16 protein-coding genes are annotated in these 17,467 nt (G+C 34.1%); 7 read left to right on the plus strand and 9 right to left on the minus strand.

The window, feature by feature from the left end:
* Window positions 1-150 precede the first annotated feature (150 nt).
* Window positions 151-1,515, plus strand: a complete 1,365-nt coding sequence (locus tag CG11_RS22435) for a pyridoxal-phosphate dependent enzyme (protein ID WP_052599226.1) — start codon at window positions 151-153, stop codon at window positions 1,513-1,515.
* Between the two features lie 115 nt (window positions 1,516-1,630).
* Here the strand turns inward: CG11_RS22435 and CG11_RS22440 are convergent, their stop codons facing one another.
* Together CG11_RS22440 and rpiB are read right to left on the minus strand one after the other, a co-directional pair.
* Window positions 1,631-2,401, minus strand: coding sequence for an enoyl-CoA hydratase/isomerase family protein (locus tag CG11_RS22440; protein ID WP_052599099.1), 771 nt, complete (start codon window positions 2,399-2,401; stop codon window positions 1,631-1,633).
* 90 nt (window positions 2,402-2,491) lie between these two features.
* Complete coding sequence (gene rpiB / locus CG11_RS22445) at window positions 2,492-2,929, minus strand: ribose 5-phosphate isomerase B (protein WP_052599100.1); 438 nt, start codon at window positions 2,927-2,929, stop codon at window positions 2,492-2,494.
* A 233-nt stretch (window positions 2,930-3,162) separates the two neighbouring features.
* On the opposite strand from rpiB, the gene CG11_RS22450 reads away from it, so the two are divergent.
* On the plus strand, window positions 3,163-3,558 hold the full coding sequence (locus CG11_RS22450) for a rhodanese-like domain-containing protein (RefSeq protein ID WP_052599101.1): 396 nt from the start codon (window positions 3,163-3,165) through the stop codon (window positions 3,556-3,558).
* Window positions 3,559-3,643: 85 nt separating this feature from the next.
* Here the strand turns inward: CG11_RS22450 and CG11_RS22455 are convergent, their stop codons facing one another.
* Window positions 3,644-4,324, minus strand: a complete 681-nt coding sequence (locus CG11_RS22455; protein ID WP_052599102.1) for an ATP-binding cassette domain-containing protein — start codon at window positions 4,322-4,324, stop codon at window positions 3,644-3,646.
* Between the two features lie 463 nt (window positions 4,325-4,787).
* On the opposite strand from CG11_RS22455, the gene CG11_RS22460 reads away from it, so the two are divergent.
* The 5 genes from CG11_RS22460 to CG11_RS22480 all read left to right on the plus strand — a co-directional run bounded on the left by CG11_RS22460 (window position 4,788) and on the right by CG11_RS22480 (window position 10,705).
* Window positions 4,788-5,213, plus strand: coding sequence for a hypothetical protein (locus tag CG11_RS22460; RefSeq protein ID WP_052599103.1), 426 nt, complete (start codon window positions 4,788-4,790; stop codon window positions 5,211-5,213).
* Window positions 5,214-5,586: 373 nt separating this feature from the next.
* Window positions 5,587-6,009 (plus strand): hypothetical protein, encoded by a 423-nt coding sequence (locus CG11_RS22465; RefSeq protein WP_052599104.1) that lies wholly within the window; start codon window positions 5,587-5,589, stop codon window positions 6,007-6,009.
* A gap of 152 nt (window positions 6,010-6,161) precedes the next feature.
* Window positions 6,162-7,895: a peptidase domain-containing ABC transporter gene (locus CG11_RS22470; RefSeq protein ID WP_052599105.1), complete on the plus strand. Its 1,734-nt coding sequence runs from the start codon at window positions 6,162-6,164 to the stop codon at window positions 7,893-7,895.
* Between the two features lie 9 nt (window positions 7,896-7,904).
* Window positions 7,905-9,281, plus strand: coding sequence for an HlyD family secretion protein (locus CG11_RS22475; RefSeq protein WP_052599106.1), 1,377 nt, complete (start codon window positions 7,905-7,907; stop codon window positions 9,279-9,281).
* Complete coding sequence (locus tag CG11_RS22480; protein ID WP_052599107.1) at window positions 9,281-10,705, plus strand: TolC family protein; 1,425 nt, start codon at window positions 9,281-9,283, stop codon at window positions 10,703-10,705. The genes CG11_RS22475 and CG11_RS22480 overlap by 1 nt, the downstream gene beginning before the upstream one ends.
* 10 nt (window positions 10,706-10,715) lie before the next feature.
* Here the strand turns inward: CG11_RS22480 and CG11_RS22485 are convergent, their stop codons facing one another.
* Genes CG11_RS22485 through CG11_RS22510 form a run of 6 tightly spaced genes read right to left on the minus strand, consistent with a single transcriptional unit; the run spans window position 10,716 to window position 17,442 of the window.
* Window positions 10,716-11,987 carry an HlyD family secretion protein gene (locus tag CG11_RS22485; protein WP_052599108.1) on the minus strand — a complete coding sequence of 424 codons (1,272 nt, stop codon included), beginning with the start codon at window positions 11,985-11,987 and terminating at the stop codon, window positions 10,716-10,718.
* 12 nt (window positions 11,988-11,999) lie between these two features.
* Complete coding sequence (locus tag CG11_RS22490; protein WP_052599109.1) at window positions 12,000-14,204, minus strand: peptidase domain-containing ABC transporter; 2,205 nt, start codon at window positions 14,202-14,204, stop codon at window positions 12,000-12,002.
* A 21-nt stretch (window positions 14,205-14,225) separates the two neighbouring features.
* The gene (gene gwsS, locus CG11_RS22495) at window positions 14,226-15,260 is read right to left on the minus strand and encodes a grasp-with-spasm system SPASM domain peptide maturase (RefSeq protein WP_052599110.1); all 1,035 of its coding nucleotides are present in this window, start codon (window positions 15,258-15,260) and stop codon (window positions 14,226-14,228) included.
* Window positions 15,241-15,492, minus strand: coding sequence for a hypothetical protein (locus tag CG11_RS22500; protein WP_052599111.1), 252 nt, complete (start codon window positions 15,490-15,492; stop codon window positions 15,241-15,243). Before CG11_RS22500 ends, gwsS begins: the two co-directional genes overlap by 20 nt.
* A 10-nt stretch (window positions 15,493-15,502) precedes the next feature.
* Window positions 15,503-16,477 carry a grasp-with-spasm system ATP-grasp peptide maturase gene (gene gwsG / locus CG11_RS22505; RefSeq protein WP_052599112.1) on the minus strand — a complete coding sequence of 325 codons (975 nt, stop codon included), beginning with the start codon at window positions 16,475-16,477 and terminating at the stop codon, window positions 15,503-15,505.
* Window positions 16,477-17,442 carry a hypothetical protein gene (locus CG11_RS22510; protein WP_052599113.1) on the minus strand — a complete coding sequence of 322 codons (966 nt, stop codon included), beginning with the start codon at window positions 17,440-17,442 and terminating at the stop codon, window positions 16,477-16,479. The genes gwsG and CG11_RS22510 overlap by 1 nt, the downstream gene beginning before the upstream one ends.
* Window positions 17,443-17,467 lie beyond the last annotated feature (25 nt).

Genomic DNA, 17,467 nt, shown 5'->3' on the forward strand with positions numbered 1-17,467 from the left:
ATTACCTTTGCGCTGTCTAATAATTCGTTGTTTCTTATTTCAGTTTTTATTTTGTTAAAATAATAATTGATTGATGAAAGTCTTTACCACAAAAAAAATACAACGATTTATTGGTTAGCAACTAACTACATAACAAAACAAAAACAAAAAATGGCTAAGTATTATAATAACATTCTGGAAACGATTGGAAATACACCTCTTGTTAAACTGAATAAAATTGTAAAAGACGTACCTTGTACGGTATTGGCTAAGGTAGAAACTACCAACCCAGGTAATTCTGTGAAAGATCGTATGGCTTTGAAAATGATTGAAGATGCTGAAAAGCGTGGCGACTTGAAGCCTGGTGGAACAATCATTGAGTGTACTTCAGGAAATACAGGAATGGGAATTGCTATTGCAGCAGTTGTAAAAGGGTATAAATGTATTTTTACAACTAGTGATAAGCAGTCAAAAGAAAAAATTGATTTGTTGCGTGCTGTAGGAGCAGAAGTAATCGTTTGTCCAACGAATGTAGCACCAGATGATCCTCGTTCTTATTATTCTATTGCAGAACGATTGAACAATGAAATTCCAAATTCTTATTGGGCAAATCAGTATGATAATTTATCGAATCGTGAAGCACATTATGAAAGTACAGGACCCGAAATTTGGGAACAAACAGAAGGAAAAATTACGCATTTTGTAGTTGGTGTTGGTACTGGAGGTACTATTTCTGGAGTAGGTAAATACCTAAAAGAAAAGAATCCAAATATCAAAATCTGGGGAATTGATACCTACGGTTCTGTATTTAAAAAGTATCATGAAACAGGGGTTTTTGATGAAAATGAAATCTATCCTTATATCACAGAGGGAATTGGTGAAGATATTTTGCCTAAAAATGTAGATTTTGAAACGATTGATCTATTTGAAAAAGTAACGGACAAAGATGCCGCTGTGGCAACCCGTGATTTGGCTCGTTTAGAAGGTATTATGGTTGGAAACTCTGCCGGAGCAGCAATTGCAGGAGTTAATCAGTTGGCGAGTCAACTAAAAGAGGATGACTTGTTGGTCGTACTATTTCACGATCATGCTAGTCGTTATATTGGAAAGATGTTTAATGATGAGTGGATGCGTGAGCGTGGTTTCTTGGATGATGTAATGACGGTAAAAGATGTTATTGCTCAAAAAGAGAATAAAACGTTCTTCTCGATTGATGCTGAACAAACAGTAAAAGAAGCGTTGAAACTGATGAAAGAAAATGACATCTCTCAAATGCCTGTGTTAAAAGAAGGAAAAATTGTAGGTGCTTTGAACGAAAATGATGTGTTGACTTGTTTGTTGGCAAATCCAATGGAAAACAGCGATCAGCAAATTGAAAAAATTATGGTTGATCCTTTCCCTACGGTTGAAGAAACGCTACCTATCAATAAGCTGAATTTGTATATCAATAAAAAATCTCCAGCAGTGATTGCTGTGGACAAAGCAGGAACAAGTCATATTGTTACTAAATATGACATTATTCAAGCAATGAGCTAAGGAGGTTATAGAAAGGCTGCCCCTCAATTGATAGCAGAATTGGAACAGCAAGGATGGTTTGAGGGCAATAAAAAAAAATGAAAATTGGCTACTAATAGCCAATTTTCATTTTTTTTTACCCTTTTCTAGATTCCAAAAACTGAACAACCTGTCCCATAATAGTTCGACTCTCTTTGGACATCAGCTGTTGGTGCAGCAACTCTAAATCTTGTTCAAAGTTGGCAGACATTGCTTGAACCAAACCTCCTTTTAAGGATTTTTTAGTTTGTCGAAAGGCACTCTTTGGTAACTTTAAGTATTGCTGCATCTTTTGTTCTGCTTGTATGAGGGTTTGATCCAGAGGAACTAACTCATCTACTAAGCCAATTTCCAAGGCTTCTTTACCATTCATCAAATAACCTTCTAACAAATACTGATAGGCTTTACGTTGCCCAATCCAAAAGGAATAAAGGTGTAGAATACTCTCTCTAGGAGCAATACCAACGGCCATTTCATTGAGACCAATTTGATACTTATCGCCGATAGCCATGACACGATAATCACAAGCACAAGCCAAAATACAGCCACCAGCTGGACTATGCCCAGTAATAGATGCGATAAGAGGTTTACTAAATGCTAACATCTCTGTTGCCAGCTGCAAAAATGATCCCCAGAAATTTCGGATGCCTTCAGAATCGTAATAATAAACTTCGAGCAAATCTACGCCACCGCTAAAAAAATGAGGCTTACCTGTTAAGATAATCCCTTCGATGGCATCGTCGGCTTCGGTGTTGCGAATTAATTGACGTAATTCGTTAATCATTTCTTGGTTAAGTGCATTGGCTTTGCCACGATCTAATTGAACAACAAGATAGTTGTCTTTGGATTGGATACTAAGTGTATTCATAAAAAATAATTGATTGATTAATGGTGAGTTTGCACAAAGGTGCTAGTTGCAAACGACGATTGATGATATTGGACGATTATAATATAAGAACTATTTCAAATCGATTTTGTCAACTCTACGTTGATGACGTCCACCTTCAAATTCGGTATCTAAAAAAGCACGAACCATATCTAAAGCTATTGGTTCACTAACAAAACGTACAGGAATTGCTAAAACATTTGCATTGTTGTGTTGACGAGCTAGTTCGGCTAGTTCTTCGGTCCAACAAAGTGCAGCACGGATGCCAGCATGCTTGTTTACGGTGATCGCAACTCCATTGCCACTGCCACACATAACAATACCACATTCAGCCTTGCCTGCTTCAATGTCATTGGCGACGGGGTGTACAAAATCTGGATAATCTACGGAGTCCTGCGAGTTGGTTCCTTTGTCGTTAATGGTATATCCACGTTCTTTTAATAGCTTGATAACAGCTTCTTTGTAATCAAAGCCAGCATGGTCGCAACCTAAAGCAATTACTTTTTCCATTTTTATTAGTAATTTTGTGTTATAAAATAGTAGTCCATGAATTAGTTCGCTATGCTCATGAGAACGCAAGCTTGTTTGTTTCGTTTTTTACAAAAAGCAAAGTACTCAAAGTGCCACATAGTAGCAGCGAAGTTAAATCGCATCAGTTTAGCTACGCTGCTACTACATGATTTTAACGAAGTAATGTAAAAGAGAACTATTAAAAAATTTGATACAACAAAAATAAATAAAAAATGAAACTATTAAATTTATTTGCAATTAGCTTATTGTCATTGACTGTATTTATCGCTTGTGGAAATGGAAGTGTTGCATCGGTAGAACAGGTCGAGTTATTGTCGTGCAAGGATTTTGATCAAAAAATCAAAGAAACAGAATCTGTACAGTTGATAGATGTTAGAACTTCTGATGAATTTGCAGGAGGAACAATTGGTTCAGCAATCAATATTGACTTTTTTGGAGAAAATTTTAAAGAAGAAATGGCAAAATTGGATTTAGAGCGTCCTGTATTTGTTTTTTGTGCTAAAGGAGGGCGTAGCGGTAAAGCGAGCGCTATTTGTAAAGAATTAGGGTTTAAAAAGATTTATGACTTGGATGGAGGGTATACTGCATGGAGTCAATATGAAAAATAAATTTCCCATTTTGAAAGAGTTTTTCTATTTGATTAAATTTTAGCACATCTGATGTTAGAGTATAAATCAAGTCGAAAAACTTTTTTTATTCCATTTCTTCGACTGTATTTTCTTGACATAAGAGCACTTTGTCGCCTGCGATCAATTGGGGAATTTTGTTGTTTACAGTAGCAAAAAGTACGGTTGTAGTGTTGTTTTGGGCATATTGATAGACAAAACGAAGGATTTCTTGTGCTGCTTGTACGTCCAAATGTTGAACGGGGGCATCTAATAATAATATAGAAGGGCTATTTAATAAGGCACGAGCAATCAAAACCTGAACATATTCTTTTTTAGTTAATTGGTCTGTTTTTTGCTTTTCTAAAGCTGTAATCTTTAGTAGTTGCAATACTTGGTGAATTCTAGTTGCTCTATTATTGGCATCTGTCCAATCTGTTGCTGTTAATACGAATTCTAGATTTTGATAAACGGATAAATTGGTATTGAGTGGAAATGAATGGCTAACCAAACCTATTTTTCGCCTTAAATAAGGTTGAGTATTTTGGTCAATTTGGTGCACAGGCATTTGGTCTACGACTAGCGTTCCTTGTTGGATGGGCTGTTGAGCGTATATCGTTTCAAGCAGCGCACTCTTGCCACTTCCTGTTTGACCAAGTAGGTACACAAAATCACCTCTTCGAATAGAAATATTAATGTTTTTTAGGACTAATATTTTATTGCGATAGATAGAAATATTACTAAACTGTATGAAATTCTTGGTTTGCATAGAATAAAAATTATGTGTAAATTTAAGCAATATTTTATCTGTTGTTAGGAATTATCAATATAATTCACTTACTTTTGTCTGGGGAATTTTTTCTTTTGAAAAAAAGAAAAACAATAAAACAAACACATAGAAAATTATTCTATTCCCCAATAAAATGATAATAATTCATCTTTGCATAGATTGAAAATGTTCAGCTGAATTTATTGCTTTGATTATCTGTTGGTTATTCTTGCCAAAGAAATTAATTTTAAGCATGAAAAAACAAACTATTAAAGAAAAATGACTTTTTTTATTCCCAATAATTGAGAGATTTCTAAGAAATTTGAGCTCAAACCTTATTTTGCTTAGACATACTAAAGAAAGATATTTTTCGTGAAAAGCAAAAGATCTATTGAGTTTGTTTTGAATGTAAAACAAGAATGCTAACGACTAAAATGAATAACAAAGAAAAAATGCCCAAACAATGAAGTTAAAAGTTTACATAACATTGCTGTTTTGCTGGGTTGCTATGGGGACGAGTTTCGGTCAGGTGTCCAAAACACTTCATCAAACGTTTACGTTGGATGCAGCGGAAAAGGTAAATATTAACGTAGTGGCAAAAAGGGTAGAGATGAAGGAGACAAAAGGTTCTAGAATCTTAGTCGAGACAAAAGTAACTATTTCACTTCCAAATGATCGTCTGCTTGACTTTGTTTGTAATAGCGGTCGCTATGATTTGATTAAAACAACAGATGCTACCACAAGAGAATTGACGATTTCATCTAAAAAAACAAATGATATTTTGATTATAAAAGGCGAAGAATGTGTTGAGGTTTTGGAATATACGATATATATGCCTACGAGTGTTAAATTTGCGAATAACAGCACTTTAGTAGATGGAAAAGAATAAAAGGATATTTCATATAAAATAAAAAAGACTTAATGTATTGATAAACATTAAGTCTTTTTTTTTGTTCCTTACTGTTAATTGAAATGTTAAAGTTTTGAACTTTAGAAATCGTTATACAACAACAAAATCTAAAAAACTAAAATTTAATTTGGAGCCAAGTTTTTATAGCCAAATAAAGAGGAAGACAGAAAGAGACGTATTATTTATATAAATATAGGTAGAGGTAAAACAAAATATTGTGAATATATCTAATATAAAAACAGGCTTGCTTTTTTGATAACATTAAATTATCTTTGTGCTTACGTTGATATTACCCTAAAATCAAAACACGTTTATTCCCAAGTTTTTAACACAAAATGAATTTATTTTTATCATGAAATTTTTTGCTACAATTTTGTTTTCTGTAATAATTTCGAGCAGTTTATTTGCCCAAGCAACGGCATCTGCGAATGAAATGATTTCAGCAGCCAATATTGCAACTATTAACCTAGATTTAGATACAGACAATATAGAAATAAAAGAAACCAAAGGTAGTAGGATCATTATCGAATCTCATATCAAGTTAGCTACTGTGAACAATAGCGCTATGTTGGATTTTTTAGTGAATTCAGGTCGTTATGCTTTAGAAAGCACAACCGATGCTACAACTCAAACTTTGAATATTACTCGTAAGAAGAATATGAATGTATTGTTGGTAAAAGGAGAAGAGTGCAAAGAAATAATAAGTTATATTGTATTGGTACCTGCTAGTGTCAAGGTGGTTAACACAAAGTCACCAACGGCGAGTATTAAATAATAATTTATTAATGTTTCAATAGAAGCCACCTTTGATTTGTCAAGGGTGGCTTTTTTTGATAAAAAAAGCATATTTTACAACAAAAAATAGTTTTCTTTGTTTCATACGTACTATTTAATAATAGGTTTACTATTTTAAAAATTAGCTTTGCTATGGATACACTAAAGGGACATCCCTTAAAGCGTTTTTTTCGGTTGTTGCGACTTGATAAAAAAGACATAATATTTATATATATATATGCTATATTTGAGGGGATCATTAGTTTAACCATTCCTGTAGGGATACAGGCAATTATCAATCTAATTGCTTTAAACCAAGTCTCTTCCTCTTGGATTGTTCTGACGTTTATCGTTGCCTTAGGAACAGGAGTAGCAGGAGCTATGAAATTGATGCAGCATATCATTACGGAGACCATTCAACAAAGAATTTTTACCCGTGCTGCCTTCGACTTTGCATATAGAATGCCTCGTTTACAGATGGAGTCTATCAAAAATGAATACGCTCCCGAACTAGCAAATCGCTTTTTTGATACCTTGTCGATTCAAAAAGGAATCCCAAAGATCTTGGTTGATTTGTCCGCTGCATCTTTGCAAATTGTTTTTGGTCTTATTTTACTTTCCTTATATCATCCTTTCTTTGTCTTCTTCGGATTTATACTATTAATACTAATTGCAATTATTGTTGTTAGTACCTTTTCGCCAGGTTTGTCTTCTAGCTTGTTGGAGTCAAAATATAAATACAAGGTAGCTTATTGGCTCGAAGAGTTGGGACGAACAATGGGATCATTTAAATTGGCTGGACGAACAAAATATCCATTAGAGAAAACAGATGATTTAGTAACAGGATACTTGGATTACCGAAAAAAGCATTTCCGTATTGTCAAAGTACAAATGGTTAGTGTTATCATTTTGAAAACTTTAGCTACCGCAGCATTGTTATCTATTGGTGGTTTGTTGGTAATTAACAATGAGTTGAATATTGGTCAATTTGTAGCTTCAGAAATCGTTATCATTATTATTCTGAATGCATTGGACAAAATTGTAATGGGAATGGAAACAATCTTTGATTTGTTGACAGCTGTTGAAAAAATTGGTTTGGTAACCGATCTTCCTCTAGAAGAAGAAACAGGCTTGGATTTCAAAGAAATTTATTGTCCCAATGGAATGTCTATTAATATCAATAATCTAACTTATGAGACAAAGGAGGACAAACAAAAAATATTAGATCATATTTCTCTAGAGATTAAATCGGGGGAAAGGGTTTGTGTTGTTGGAGCTAGTGCCTCTGGAAAGTCAACTTTGCTGAAGGTAATCATGGGTTTGTATAACAATTTTTCAGGGACAATTTCATACAATGATATCCCCCGAAAAAATATGAATATTGCAAGCTTGCGTTCATACATCGGAGATCATGTTACAGAAGAACACCTTTTTCATGGCACATTAATCAAAAACATTACAATGGGGCGCTCTAATGTTACCATTCAAGATGTTATTGAAGTTTGCAAAAAGATTAGTTTATCTGAGTTTATCAAAAGTCAGCCAGAGGGATTGAATACTATGATTTCATCTGATGGAGAACGTCTGCCTCAGAGCGTTATTAAGAAAATTATTTTGGCACGTTGTATTGTTGATATGCCTAAATTGGTGGTAACGGAACCTTTATTATATAGCATGAGTTCCGATGATACCAAGCGCATTATAGAGATTTTAACAAACAAAGAAAACCCTTGGACATTGATTGCTGTAAGCCGAAGTGCTAAGATGGCAAGAGCTTGTGACCGAGTTGTTGTAATGGATCAAGGGCAAATTATATTTAATGGTTCGTACCAAGCCTTAGAGGCACAACCTTATTTTGATCAGTTATTTGATGATGTTTTAAACTAAAATGAAAGAATGCTAAATATATCAGAAAATACGATAGAGAATAAAGGCTTAGAAAATTATCCTGCATTCGAGAAAGTAACCCAACTGGATACAACACGAAAATTGGCTTATTGGGTGATCGGCTTTTTTGTCATGCTTATTATTATAGTCATGTTGCCTTGGACACAGAATATTTCTGCCAAAGGAAAAGTAACTACCCTACGCCCCGAACATCGCCCACAAAGTGTTTATAGCACGATTGCAGGAAAAATTGAGAAATGGTACGTTCGAGAGGGGGAATCTGTTAAAGCAGGGGATACGTTGGCTTATTTGTCAGAGGTTAAAGCAGATTATTTTGATCCTCAATTATTAGAACGAACAAAAAATCAAGTCAACGCCAAACAAGCTGCCCGAACAGCTTACAATCAAAAATCAGAAGCTTTGTCACAACAATTGGATGCGATGCAAGATGCTTTGAATTTCAAGTTGGAACAAACAGAAAATAAAGTAAAGCAGTATCGGTTAAAAGCTACTTCAGATAGTATGGCGGTTAATGCGGCACAAACAGCTTACCAAATTGCCGTGAAACAGTTTAACCGAACAGATACGCTATACGAACAAGGCATTAAATCAAAAACAGATGTAGAGGATAAACGGAATAAAATGCAAGAGACAGAGGCAAAGTTGATTGCAACACAAAATAAATATTTGAGTACAAAAAATGAATTGCTAAATGCACAAATTGAATTGAGTAGTGTGCGTAGTAATTATGCCGATAAGATGGCAAAGGTGCGTTCTGAACGTTCTAGTGCTTTATCCAGTATTTATGATGCAGAAAGTCAAATTGCCAAGCTCCAAAATCAATATGCTAACTATGAACGTCGTTCGAATTTGTATCATATTATAGCACCACAAGATGGTTATATTACTAAAATCTATCGTAAAGGTATTGGCGAATTAGTGAAGGAAACAGATCCAATGCTAGCAATTATGCCAACGGATTATCAACTTGCGGTCGAAACTTATATTCGACCAATGGACTATCCTTTATTGCAATTGAGCGAAGAGGTTCGTTTTGTTTTTGATGGTTGGCCTGCTTTTGTTTTCTCTGGTTGGCCCAACCAGTCTTATGGTACATTTAGTGGCGAAATTATTGCTATTGATAATGTTGCTAATGAAAATGGTTTGTACCGAATTTTAATTTCTCCAAGCAAGGAACCGAATGCCAAACCCTGGCCAGAAGCCTTGCGAGTAGGAACAGGAGCTAGTACATTGATTATGCTGAATGATGTTCCGTTGTGGTACGAGTTTTGGCGTCAACTGAATGGCTTCCCGCCTGATTTTTATGAGGAAACAAAAACCGAAGAAGTAAAATTAAAAGCCCCTATCAAGCATTTAAAGAAGTGATGAAGCATTCTATTACAAAACCTGTTTTAATAGCGTTAGTACTTTTTTGTAGTACCAATATATTGGTCGGGCAAACGGATTCTTTATTACTAACCTATGAGCAATTTTTACAAGAGATTTATCAAAATCATCCTATTGCAAGACAGATTAACTTGCAGCGAGATCAAGCTGCTCAATATTTAAAAAAGGCAAGAGGAGGCTTTGACCCTAAGGTAGGTGCCAACTGGGATTTTAAAAACTTTGACAAAAAAAATTATTACAATATCCTCAATGCACACTTAAAAGTTCCGATTTGGTCTGATATAGCTCTTGAGGCAGGGTATAATTATGCAAATGGTTATTATCTAAATCCTGAAAACAAACTTCCAGAAGCAGGGCAAGCTTATTTAGGTATCAAAATTCCTTTGTTAAATGGTTTGTGGACGAGTGAGCGTAGAACTACTTTGCAGCAAGCTAAGTTAATGTTGGGGGCAAGCGAGGTAGAAATACAAGCTTTGCTCAATGATTTGTTATACAAAGCAGGAAAAACTTATTGGGATTGGGTGAAAGTGTACAGCGAATTATTGGTTGTCGAAGAATCTTTAAAAAATGCTCAAACGCAATTTGAGGCGACCAAAAGGTCTTTTATAGAGGGGGATAAACCTGCCGTAGATACCTTAAAGTCCTTTATTCAAATCCAAGAACGAGCCGTATTATTAGCCAATAAACGTATTGAAGTGCAGAATGCTGCTCGTCTGGTCTCTGCGTATCTTTGGAGTGACCAACAAGAGCCTCTTGTTTTGCAAGAAGGAATGTATCCTGTGGGGTTGGCACAATTGGCCATGCAACCTTTGGCAGAGAGTTTATTGGAAAATAGTCTAAGCCAACTTCAACAGCATCCTAATATTTTGATGTACGATTTTAAGTTGCAAAATTTGGATTTAGAACGCAAACTGAAAGTGAATAAATTACTACCTAAGTTAGATTTTAAATATAATTTCTTGTCAACAGAGCATGTCGATTTTTTCCCTGTTAGTGCTGCCGCTCCTATCGAAAATTATAAATTAGGATTGAAATTTAGTATGCCTATTTTTATTCGAAAAGAGCGAGCAGACTTAGAGTTGGTCAAGCTAAAACTCAAAGCAACCAGTTATCAACAAGAAGCAAAGCGTAGAGATCTACAAATTAAGGTAGAAAACTATTTCAACGAAGTTCAAAATTTTGCTTTGCAAACAACAACCATTGAAAGCATGGTTCAAAATTACGCTACGTTGTTGGAGGCAGAAAGAATAAAGTTTTCTATTGGAGAATCTTCTGTGTTTATGGTCAATACACGAGAAAATCAATTGCTAGATGCACAACTTAAATTAATCAAACAACAAGTAACTTACCTAAAGTCTAGAACCGCATTTTTCTGGATTACAGCAAATTTAGAACCTAATTAAACTGCTGTGCCTAATTTTTTAACACGTCCAACAAGCCAGAAAAGATACGCTCCAAAAGTGTGAATTCCTTGGTTTGTATGGCAATATGAGCATTCATTTTTTGTTGTTTAGGGATGGAGACCCCATAGTTGGTAACCCAACTTTGCGGAAGTTTTAGCAAGACTTCATACTGATTATCGGTTGGGATAGGAGCAATTTCAACAACTTCTGCTGTTAATATCCCATATTCAGCAGAGGGGTAATTATTAAAAGAAACAGTAGCCTTTTGACCAACAGCAACTTTACCAATGCCATTGGCATCCATTAGTGCTTTTAAAAATGCTTGTTTTTGTGCTGTATTGGGCAAGATTGTTAGCACAGGAATGTCGGGAGATATTTGATTTCCTTCTAATGTTATAGAATTAAACTCTAATACACCAGCAATAGGAGCATAGAGAATATGTTCTTTTTTCCATTTCCCTATAGCTGTTTTGAGTACTTCGTATTTTTTTGAACGTTCGGTTATCAATTTAAAAAAGAAGTCATGCTTTTGTTTTTCAGATTCAGGAATTTGCAGGCTTAATTGTTGGATTTTTATTTGATTAGAAATAAGTGTAGATTCCATTTGATGAAAAGAACGTTTGCTCTGCCAATAAACATTTTCTTTTTGCTCAAACTCTTGTGGACTAATAACGCCATCTTGTAGTAATATTTTGGAGCGTTCCCAATCTTTTCGGATGTTATTTAGCTCTTTTTCGAACACTTCTTTTTGTTTTAATAAGGAGGCATTAAGTGCTTTGTTTTGTTCAATCTCCTTTTTTATAGTTCTTATACGATCAGGTGTAATATCTGTTGTGTAGGCATCTTTAATTTGTTGTTCTAACAGGACTAGCTCTTGGTATGCTGTATTGAGTGTACCTAAGTTGCTTGCTAATAGATATTTAGTGTTAATAGGGGTGTTTTTGTTTTTTAATAAAGTGTCTAATGTTAATACGGCTTCCCAAGCAGCAGATGATTCAAAAATAATTAAAGGAGTATTACATTCAATGGTATCTTTTTCTTGGACTAAAAGTGTGTTGATGGTTTTTGTCTGTTTGGCGAAAACCTCAACTGGTGGACGGTTGATATAAGTCGTAGCTTTTGCTTGTAAGACATCAGGGTAGCTGATTACGGCTGCAATTCCTAGGACAATACTTAAAAAAAGTGAAAGAACAGTAATCCCCCAATAGGTCAACCATCCTAGAGGGTTGCCCATCGCTTGCTCTACCAATGTGAATTCCGTAGTTGGTGTGTTATCTGGCATTTTATATGTTTTTTAATTGGCACCTACTTGTTCCACATCCAATTGGTTTTGGACAAGTTGATAATATTTTCCTTTTTGGTTTAATAATGTTTGGTGCGTACCCTGCTCTACAATTTTGCCATTATCCAAGACAATGATTTGATCCGCATTCATGACGGTGCTTAGTCGATGTGCTACTACAATAACCGTTTTGGAAGCTAAAAATTGGTTTAGTTTTTCCACAATTTCTCGTTCGTTTGTAGCATCCAAAGCGTTGGTTGCTTCGTCTAAAAACAATACATCAGGATTTTTATAGACCGCCCTAGCGATAAGAATACGCTGTTTTTGCCCCTGTGATATGCCACTCCCTTTAGAGCCAATCATTGTATTGTATCCTAACGGAAGCGTAGCAATCAAGTCGCTAATATTGGCAATTTCAATCGCTTGATGTAATTTTTTATAATCAATAGAGGTATCGCTTTCGGCAATATTTTGAGCAATGGTATCTGAAAAAATATACCCATCTTGCATTACAGTGCCACAAAGGCTTCGCCAATAGCGTTTGTCAATAGAGGATAAGGGTGTTTTTGCAACTGATATTTTTCCGTTGATAGGTTCGTAAAATCCTAGTAATAATTTTAGCAAAGTAGTTTTGCCGCTACCACTAGCACCAACAATAGCCGTTGTTTTGCCAGCAGGAATAGTTAAGTTTAATTCTTTTAAAACAGGAGAAGCAATAGGCGTATAACTAAAAGACAATTTTTCTAACTTTAAATCGAATGTTTTGGGCAGTTGTTGTATAGAATGGACTGTTGTTGTATTTTCATCTTTTTCAGCGGTGATTTCATTCATACGTTCCAAGCTGATTTTGGCATCTTGAGCAGCATAGACAAAGCTTATAAACTGTTGGAAAGGAGTGTTTAATTGCCCCACAATATATTGAACAGCAACCATCATTCCCAACGTCATTTCGCCATTAATAACAGCTGATGCAGCAATAAAAGAGATCAATATATCCTTGAGTCTAGAGAAGAGTAGTACTCCAAATTCTTGATATTGTCGCAAGGCCAATGATTTGGTTTGAACACTGAACAATTTGGCTTGTATCTCTACCCATTGCCAACGTCGTTTTCGCTCACTTCCTTGCAACTTAATTTCTTGAACACCATTGATAATTTCATACAATGCTTGTTGATTATCTGAAGCTTGTTGAAACGCCATATAATCTAGCTCTTTGCGCCATTTTAAAAAGCCCCATACCCAAAGCAAATAAAGAATAGAGAAAAATAAAAAAACAACAAAAATAAGGCTGTTGTATAACAGTAGAATACTTGAAAATACAAAAACAGTAACTATTGAGAAGAGCATATTGAGTACTGATCCTGTCAAAAAAGATTCTACTCTATGGTTGTCACTAATTCGTTGGTACAAGTCCCCTACATTTTTAGCATCAAAAAAACCTAAGGGCAAGCGCATCATCTTAGCTAAAAAATCAGCAATCAAATTGACATTTACTCGACGCCCGATATTAAGTACAATCCAAGATTGGATAAAACGAACAAAAACTTGACTAATGGACAAGACTAGTTGAGCAATTAAGACCAACGAAACAAAGCTAATGTTTTGATTATTGACACCAATATCAATTAATGACTGAGTAAGAAAAGGGAACATCAATTGAAAAACCAAGCCAGTCATCATTCCCAAGATAAACTGAAAAATTAACCGCTTATATGGTTTGATATATCCGATCAAATACTTCCAATTAGAAGTATTCTGCATTTCTACATTTTCTGCATAGAAAGCAGGTGTTGTTTCTAAACCCAAAACAATACCCTTTTTATTTTTATTCAACCAACCCTTTTCGAAGAAGGAGCGCTTTAGTTTTAATTTTCCCTCGGCTGGATCCGAAACCCAAATATGTGTTTTAGTGATTTTGTAGACAACAACAAAGTGTTTTTGTTGCCAGTAAGCAATGCAAGGTAGCGGAAACTGCATTAAACCAAGTGTGTCTTTTTCTTTTGCATAATGGAGTTGTACAGCAATGGTGCGATAGCCAATATTTTCTGCTGCTTCGGCAATACCTAACATAGATACCCCCTCTCTAGTAATGTAACTCTGTTCTCTTAAGTATTGTAAAGGTACCGATTTGCCATGCCATTGTGCAATCATTTTGAGGCAGGTTGGTCCACAGTCCATGGCATCTAGCTGTTTGTAAAATGGGAATTTTAGAGGCATAATTGGGAAAATAAGATTGGGTTAGAGTATCGATTGAAGTTGATAGTATTCGATGGCTTTTTCTTTTAGAGGATTGGTGCTCCATTCCTCCCATTCACAAGTTTCGGGATTATAGCCACATTTTAAGGGAGCAGCGTATAAATCATCTGGGTTTTCTAAATAAGCTCGACAATCTGTGCATATATGCCGAAACTCACAGGTCTTACATTTATCAATGTCATCTTTTTTTATGTCCCACATTTTAGTAAATGCTGGGTTTTTAATGACTTCTTCTAAGGTCGTATTGCTAATGTGTCCAAAGGATTGTTGCATCGAGGGGCAGTTTTTGATGTTGCCATCTGTGTCGATAGATATTTTCCGATTAAGACAGGTGTTGTGGTGTTGGGATTCTGTGAAAACAGAAATGTGTGGTTCAAAATAAAAGTAATGTACTGCTCCACAATGACCTTGATCGGTTATAACCTGATTAGTATGTTTGACAAACTGGTGCTCTTCTTTTTTAGGGGTAAATTCTAATGGAACGCTGTGTATAAAAAACCAACGAAATCTTAGATTATTAGCTCGTAACATTTCTAATTTTTTATATGGAAAATGAGTTTCGTAAGGAAGATATACATCTATAGATTCTATAGTAGAGTTCTTACTTACTTCACTAATAGAATACAATAATAAAAAATCAAGAACGTCATAAAATCTGATTTCAAGATGAGGACAATTTATCTCTTTTAGCTGATGAAGAATATTTTTAAAGTTATATGTAGATGTTTCATTATAATCTAAAATAGCATTTGAAATATGATATGGAACATCGAAGTCAAGTGGAATCTCAATCATAAAGTTTTTGTCACTTGAATCTATCTCTAAAACAACATCTAAAAGCTCCAGTTTTTGCAATAAATCTACACTTAGTTTACTTAGTTCTGAATAATCCTTTTTATACTCAAGAAAGGCTGCAAGTTCTAGTGGGATAAACCAAAATTCTTGGTGCTGAAAATCAGATATACAAGCTCTTTGAAGTCCTTTAGTTATCTTACAATTAGTGGCTAGTATTTTCATCTGTAATTATTTGATTTGGATTTAATATTTTAGAAATATTTTTTTTAGGAACATAAATTTCCTTGCCTATGTAATTGTATCTTTGTATTCTTATAGGAGAAATAATTGTAGATTTATGATTTATGTTATCCCTTTTTATATCAAGTGTTTTTGAAAAATAAATATCAGCAGGGAGTATTGTAGTCTCCAGTTTATTTGCTTTTAATAGCCTCTCTAGTTTGATGTTTTTCATTGTAAAAGTTCTAATTTATTAATGCTAAAGCAATTTGTTTTTCAATTTTATAATTATTGATATTTGATAAATAACCGAATTGCCCTATTGGATTTACTTCTAAGAAGTGAAATTTTTTATCTAGCCCATAAATAAGATCAATAGAACCTGTGTCGAGCTTTGCTTTTTTCATAAATGCAGAAACTTTTTTCCCAACATCTAGAGGGAGCTGAAAAGGAATCATCCGATTCATTCGTTCTCTATCATAACATCTATAGTCTACTTGAGTCTTTTTATTTTTTTGAGAAAAAATTGCAAAGCAATATAGTTTTTCCTTTAAATAAAAAACTCTAATCTCATATTGCTTATTTATTTTTTCTTGAAAGATTGTTAAACCAAATTTAGTTGGTAAACCTTCTATATCTGCTTTTGTAATAATAGCAGTATATTCAAAAAAACGTTTTGCATTTCTGGTGTCTTGATACATAAAATTAAGATCCAAACTCTTTGTTATAATCTCATCATGTTCATTGCAGAATGAAAGGGCTTTTTCTTTTGAATCTGTAAAAATTGTATGGGGTATGTCTAGACCTACTTTTTTAGCAAGGTTAAGCGCTAGCATTTTGTTGTACCTGCCAACTCCATTTTGACCAATAGTATTTTTCTCAAACAAAAAATGCGTAATAGCTTCTAAATGTGAAATTGAATGTGCGGATAAAAAATACTGTAGACTTGTTTTAAAATTTTCATATTGCCCAGGATGCTTTACATAGTCTTTTATTCGTATTATTCCCCCACGACAAAACACGGCTTCAATATTTGACAAAGCAAACACTCCATAATTTTTGCTCTCAAATAGAACCTCACCTTTATTATAGTCTATATCTTTTATATTAATCCAATCCCGCTCTTTATGAAATACAATTACTTCCTTACCTAAATAATCTAACCATCGTATTACTCCACGGGTAGATACGTCTTGTTCATGTGTTAGTATAAGTACCATTATTTATTTTTTTTCAAAAAAGAATATTTCTCAATGAATTCTTCGTTTACCCATGGAAGTAATTCATGAGTCCTTATACGAAATCTTGATCCATCAAAAAAAAGACTAATTCCTAACTCTAATCTTCGTTTGATGACTTCATCATAATCTTCCTCTGTGCATTTTTTCTTTGTATAGAGTAAACTCAGATAACATGGATTATCATTTTTATCTTCAATATATTTCCAATAGAACCGATCAAGCATATATCCGTAATAAAAGGGCATTAGGTTTCCATTTTTTACTTCTGATAACAAGATATCTAATGAAGAAATAAAACGTTTTTTATCAAAGTGAACAAGTATGATTGTTACCAAATCACTTCCTATTAAATTAGAACCAGGAAAACCATATTCTTTGGTTATGGCTAATAATTTTTCTTGTATAATTGAATCCTCTAGATCTATACGCTCTTTGCATTCTTTGGTAAAACCACTTTTTCTACATTCTTCCCGAATAGCTTGATCTCTTTTGAGTAATTCATCAACTTGTTTTTGTATATTAAGATATACTTGTTGGTTTGATTTTTTTGAAGGGTCATCTTCTATTGTTCTTAATTCTTTAATAAAGGCTTTCATATCATTAGAAGAGTTAAAAATTGATTTAAAGTCTTTTTGCTCTTTCTCCTTTTCTAAATACCAAGAGCAAAAAGAAACATTTGCTTCAGAGCTCTTTTTTAACCAACAAAGAGCTTTCTTTTTTTTGTTTAAAAAAACGTAAGCCTTTGCTAATAAGTAGGCATCTTTCCACATTGGTTCCTCTAAGCAAAAAGCTTTTTTATACAGGATTTTAGCATTTTTATACTCTTTTTTGTACATCCAATATTCTGCTTCATTGACTAAATTGTGGTAAGAAATATAATCTTGTGCAAAAAGATTATTCAATAAAATCAGTAAAATAGATAGTATCCAATATGTTTTTTTCATTACTTATTCTTGATTTAATGGTCAT

Origin of the sequence: Aureispira sp. CCB-QB1, from assembly GCF_000724545.1 — a bacterium.
GTDB lineage: Bacteria > Bacteroidota > Bacteroidia > Chitinophagales > Saprospiraceae > Aureispira.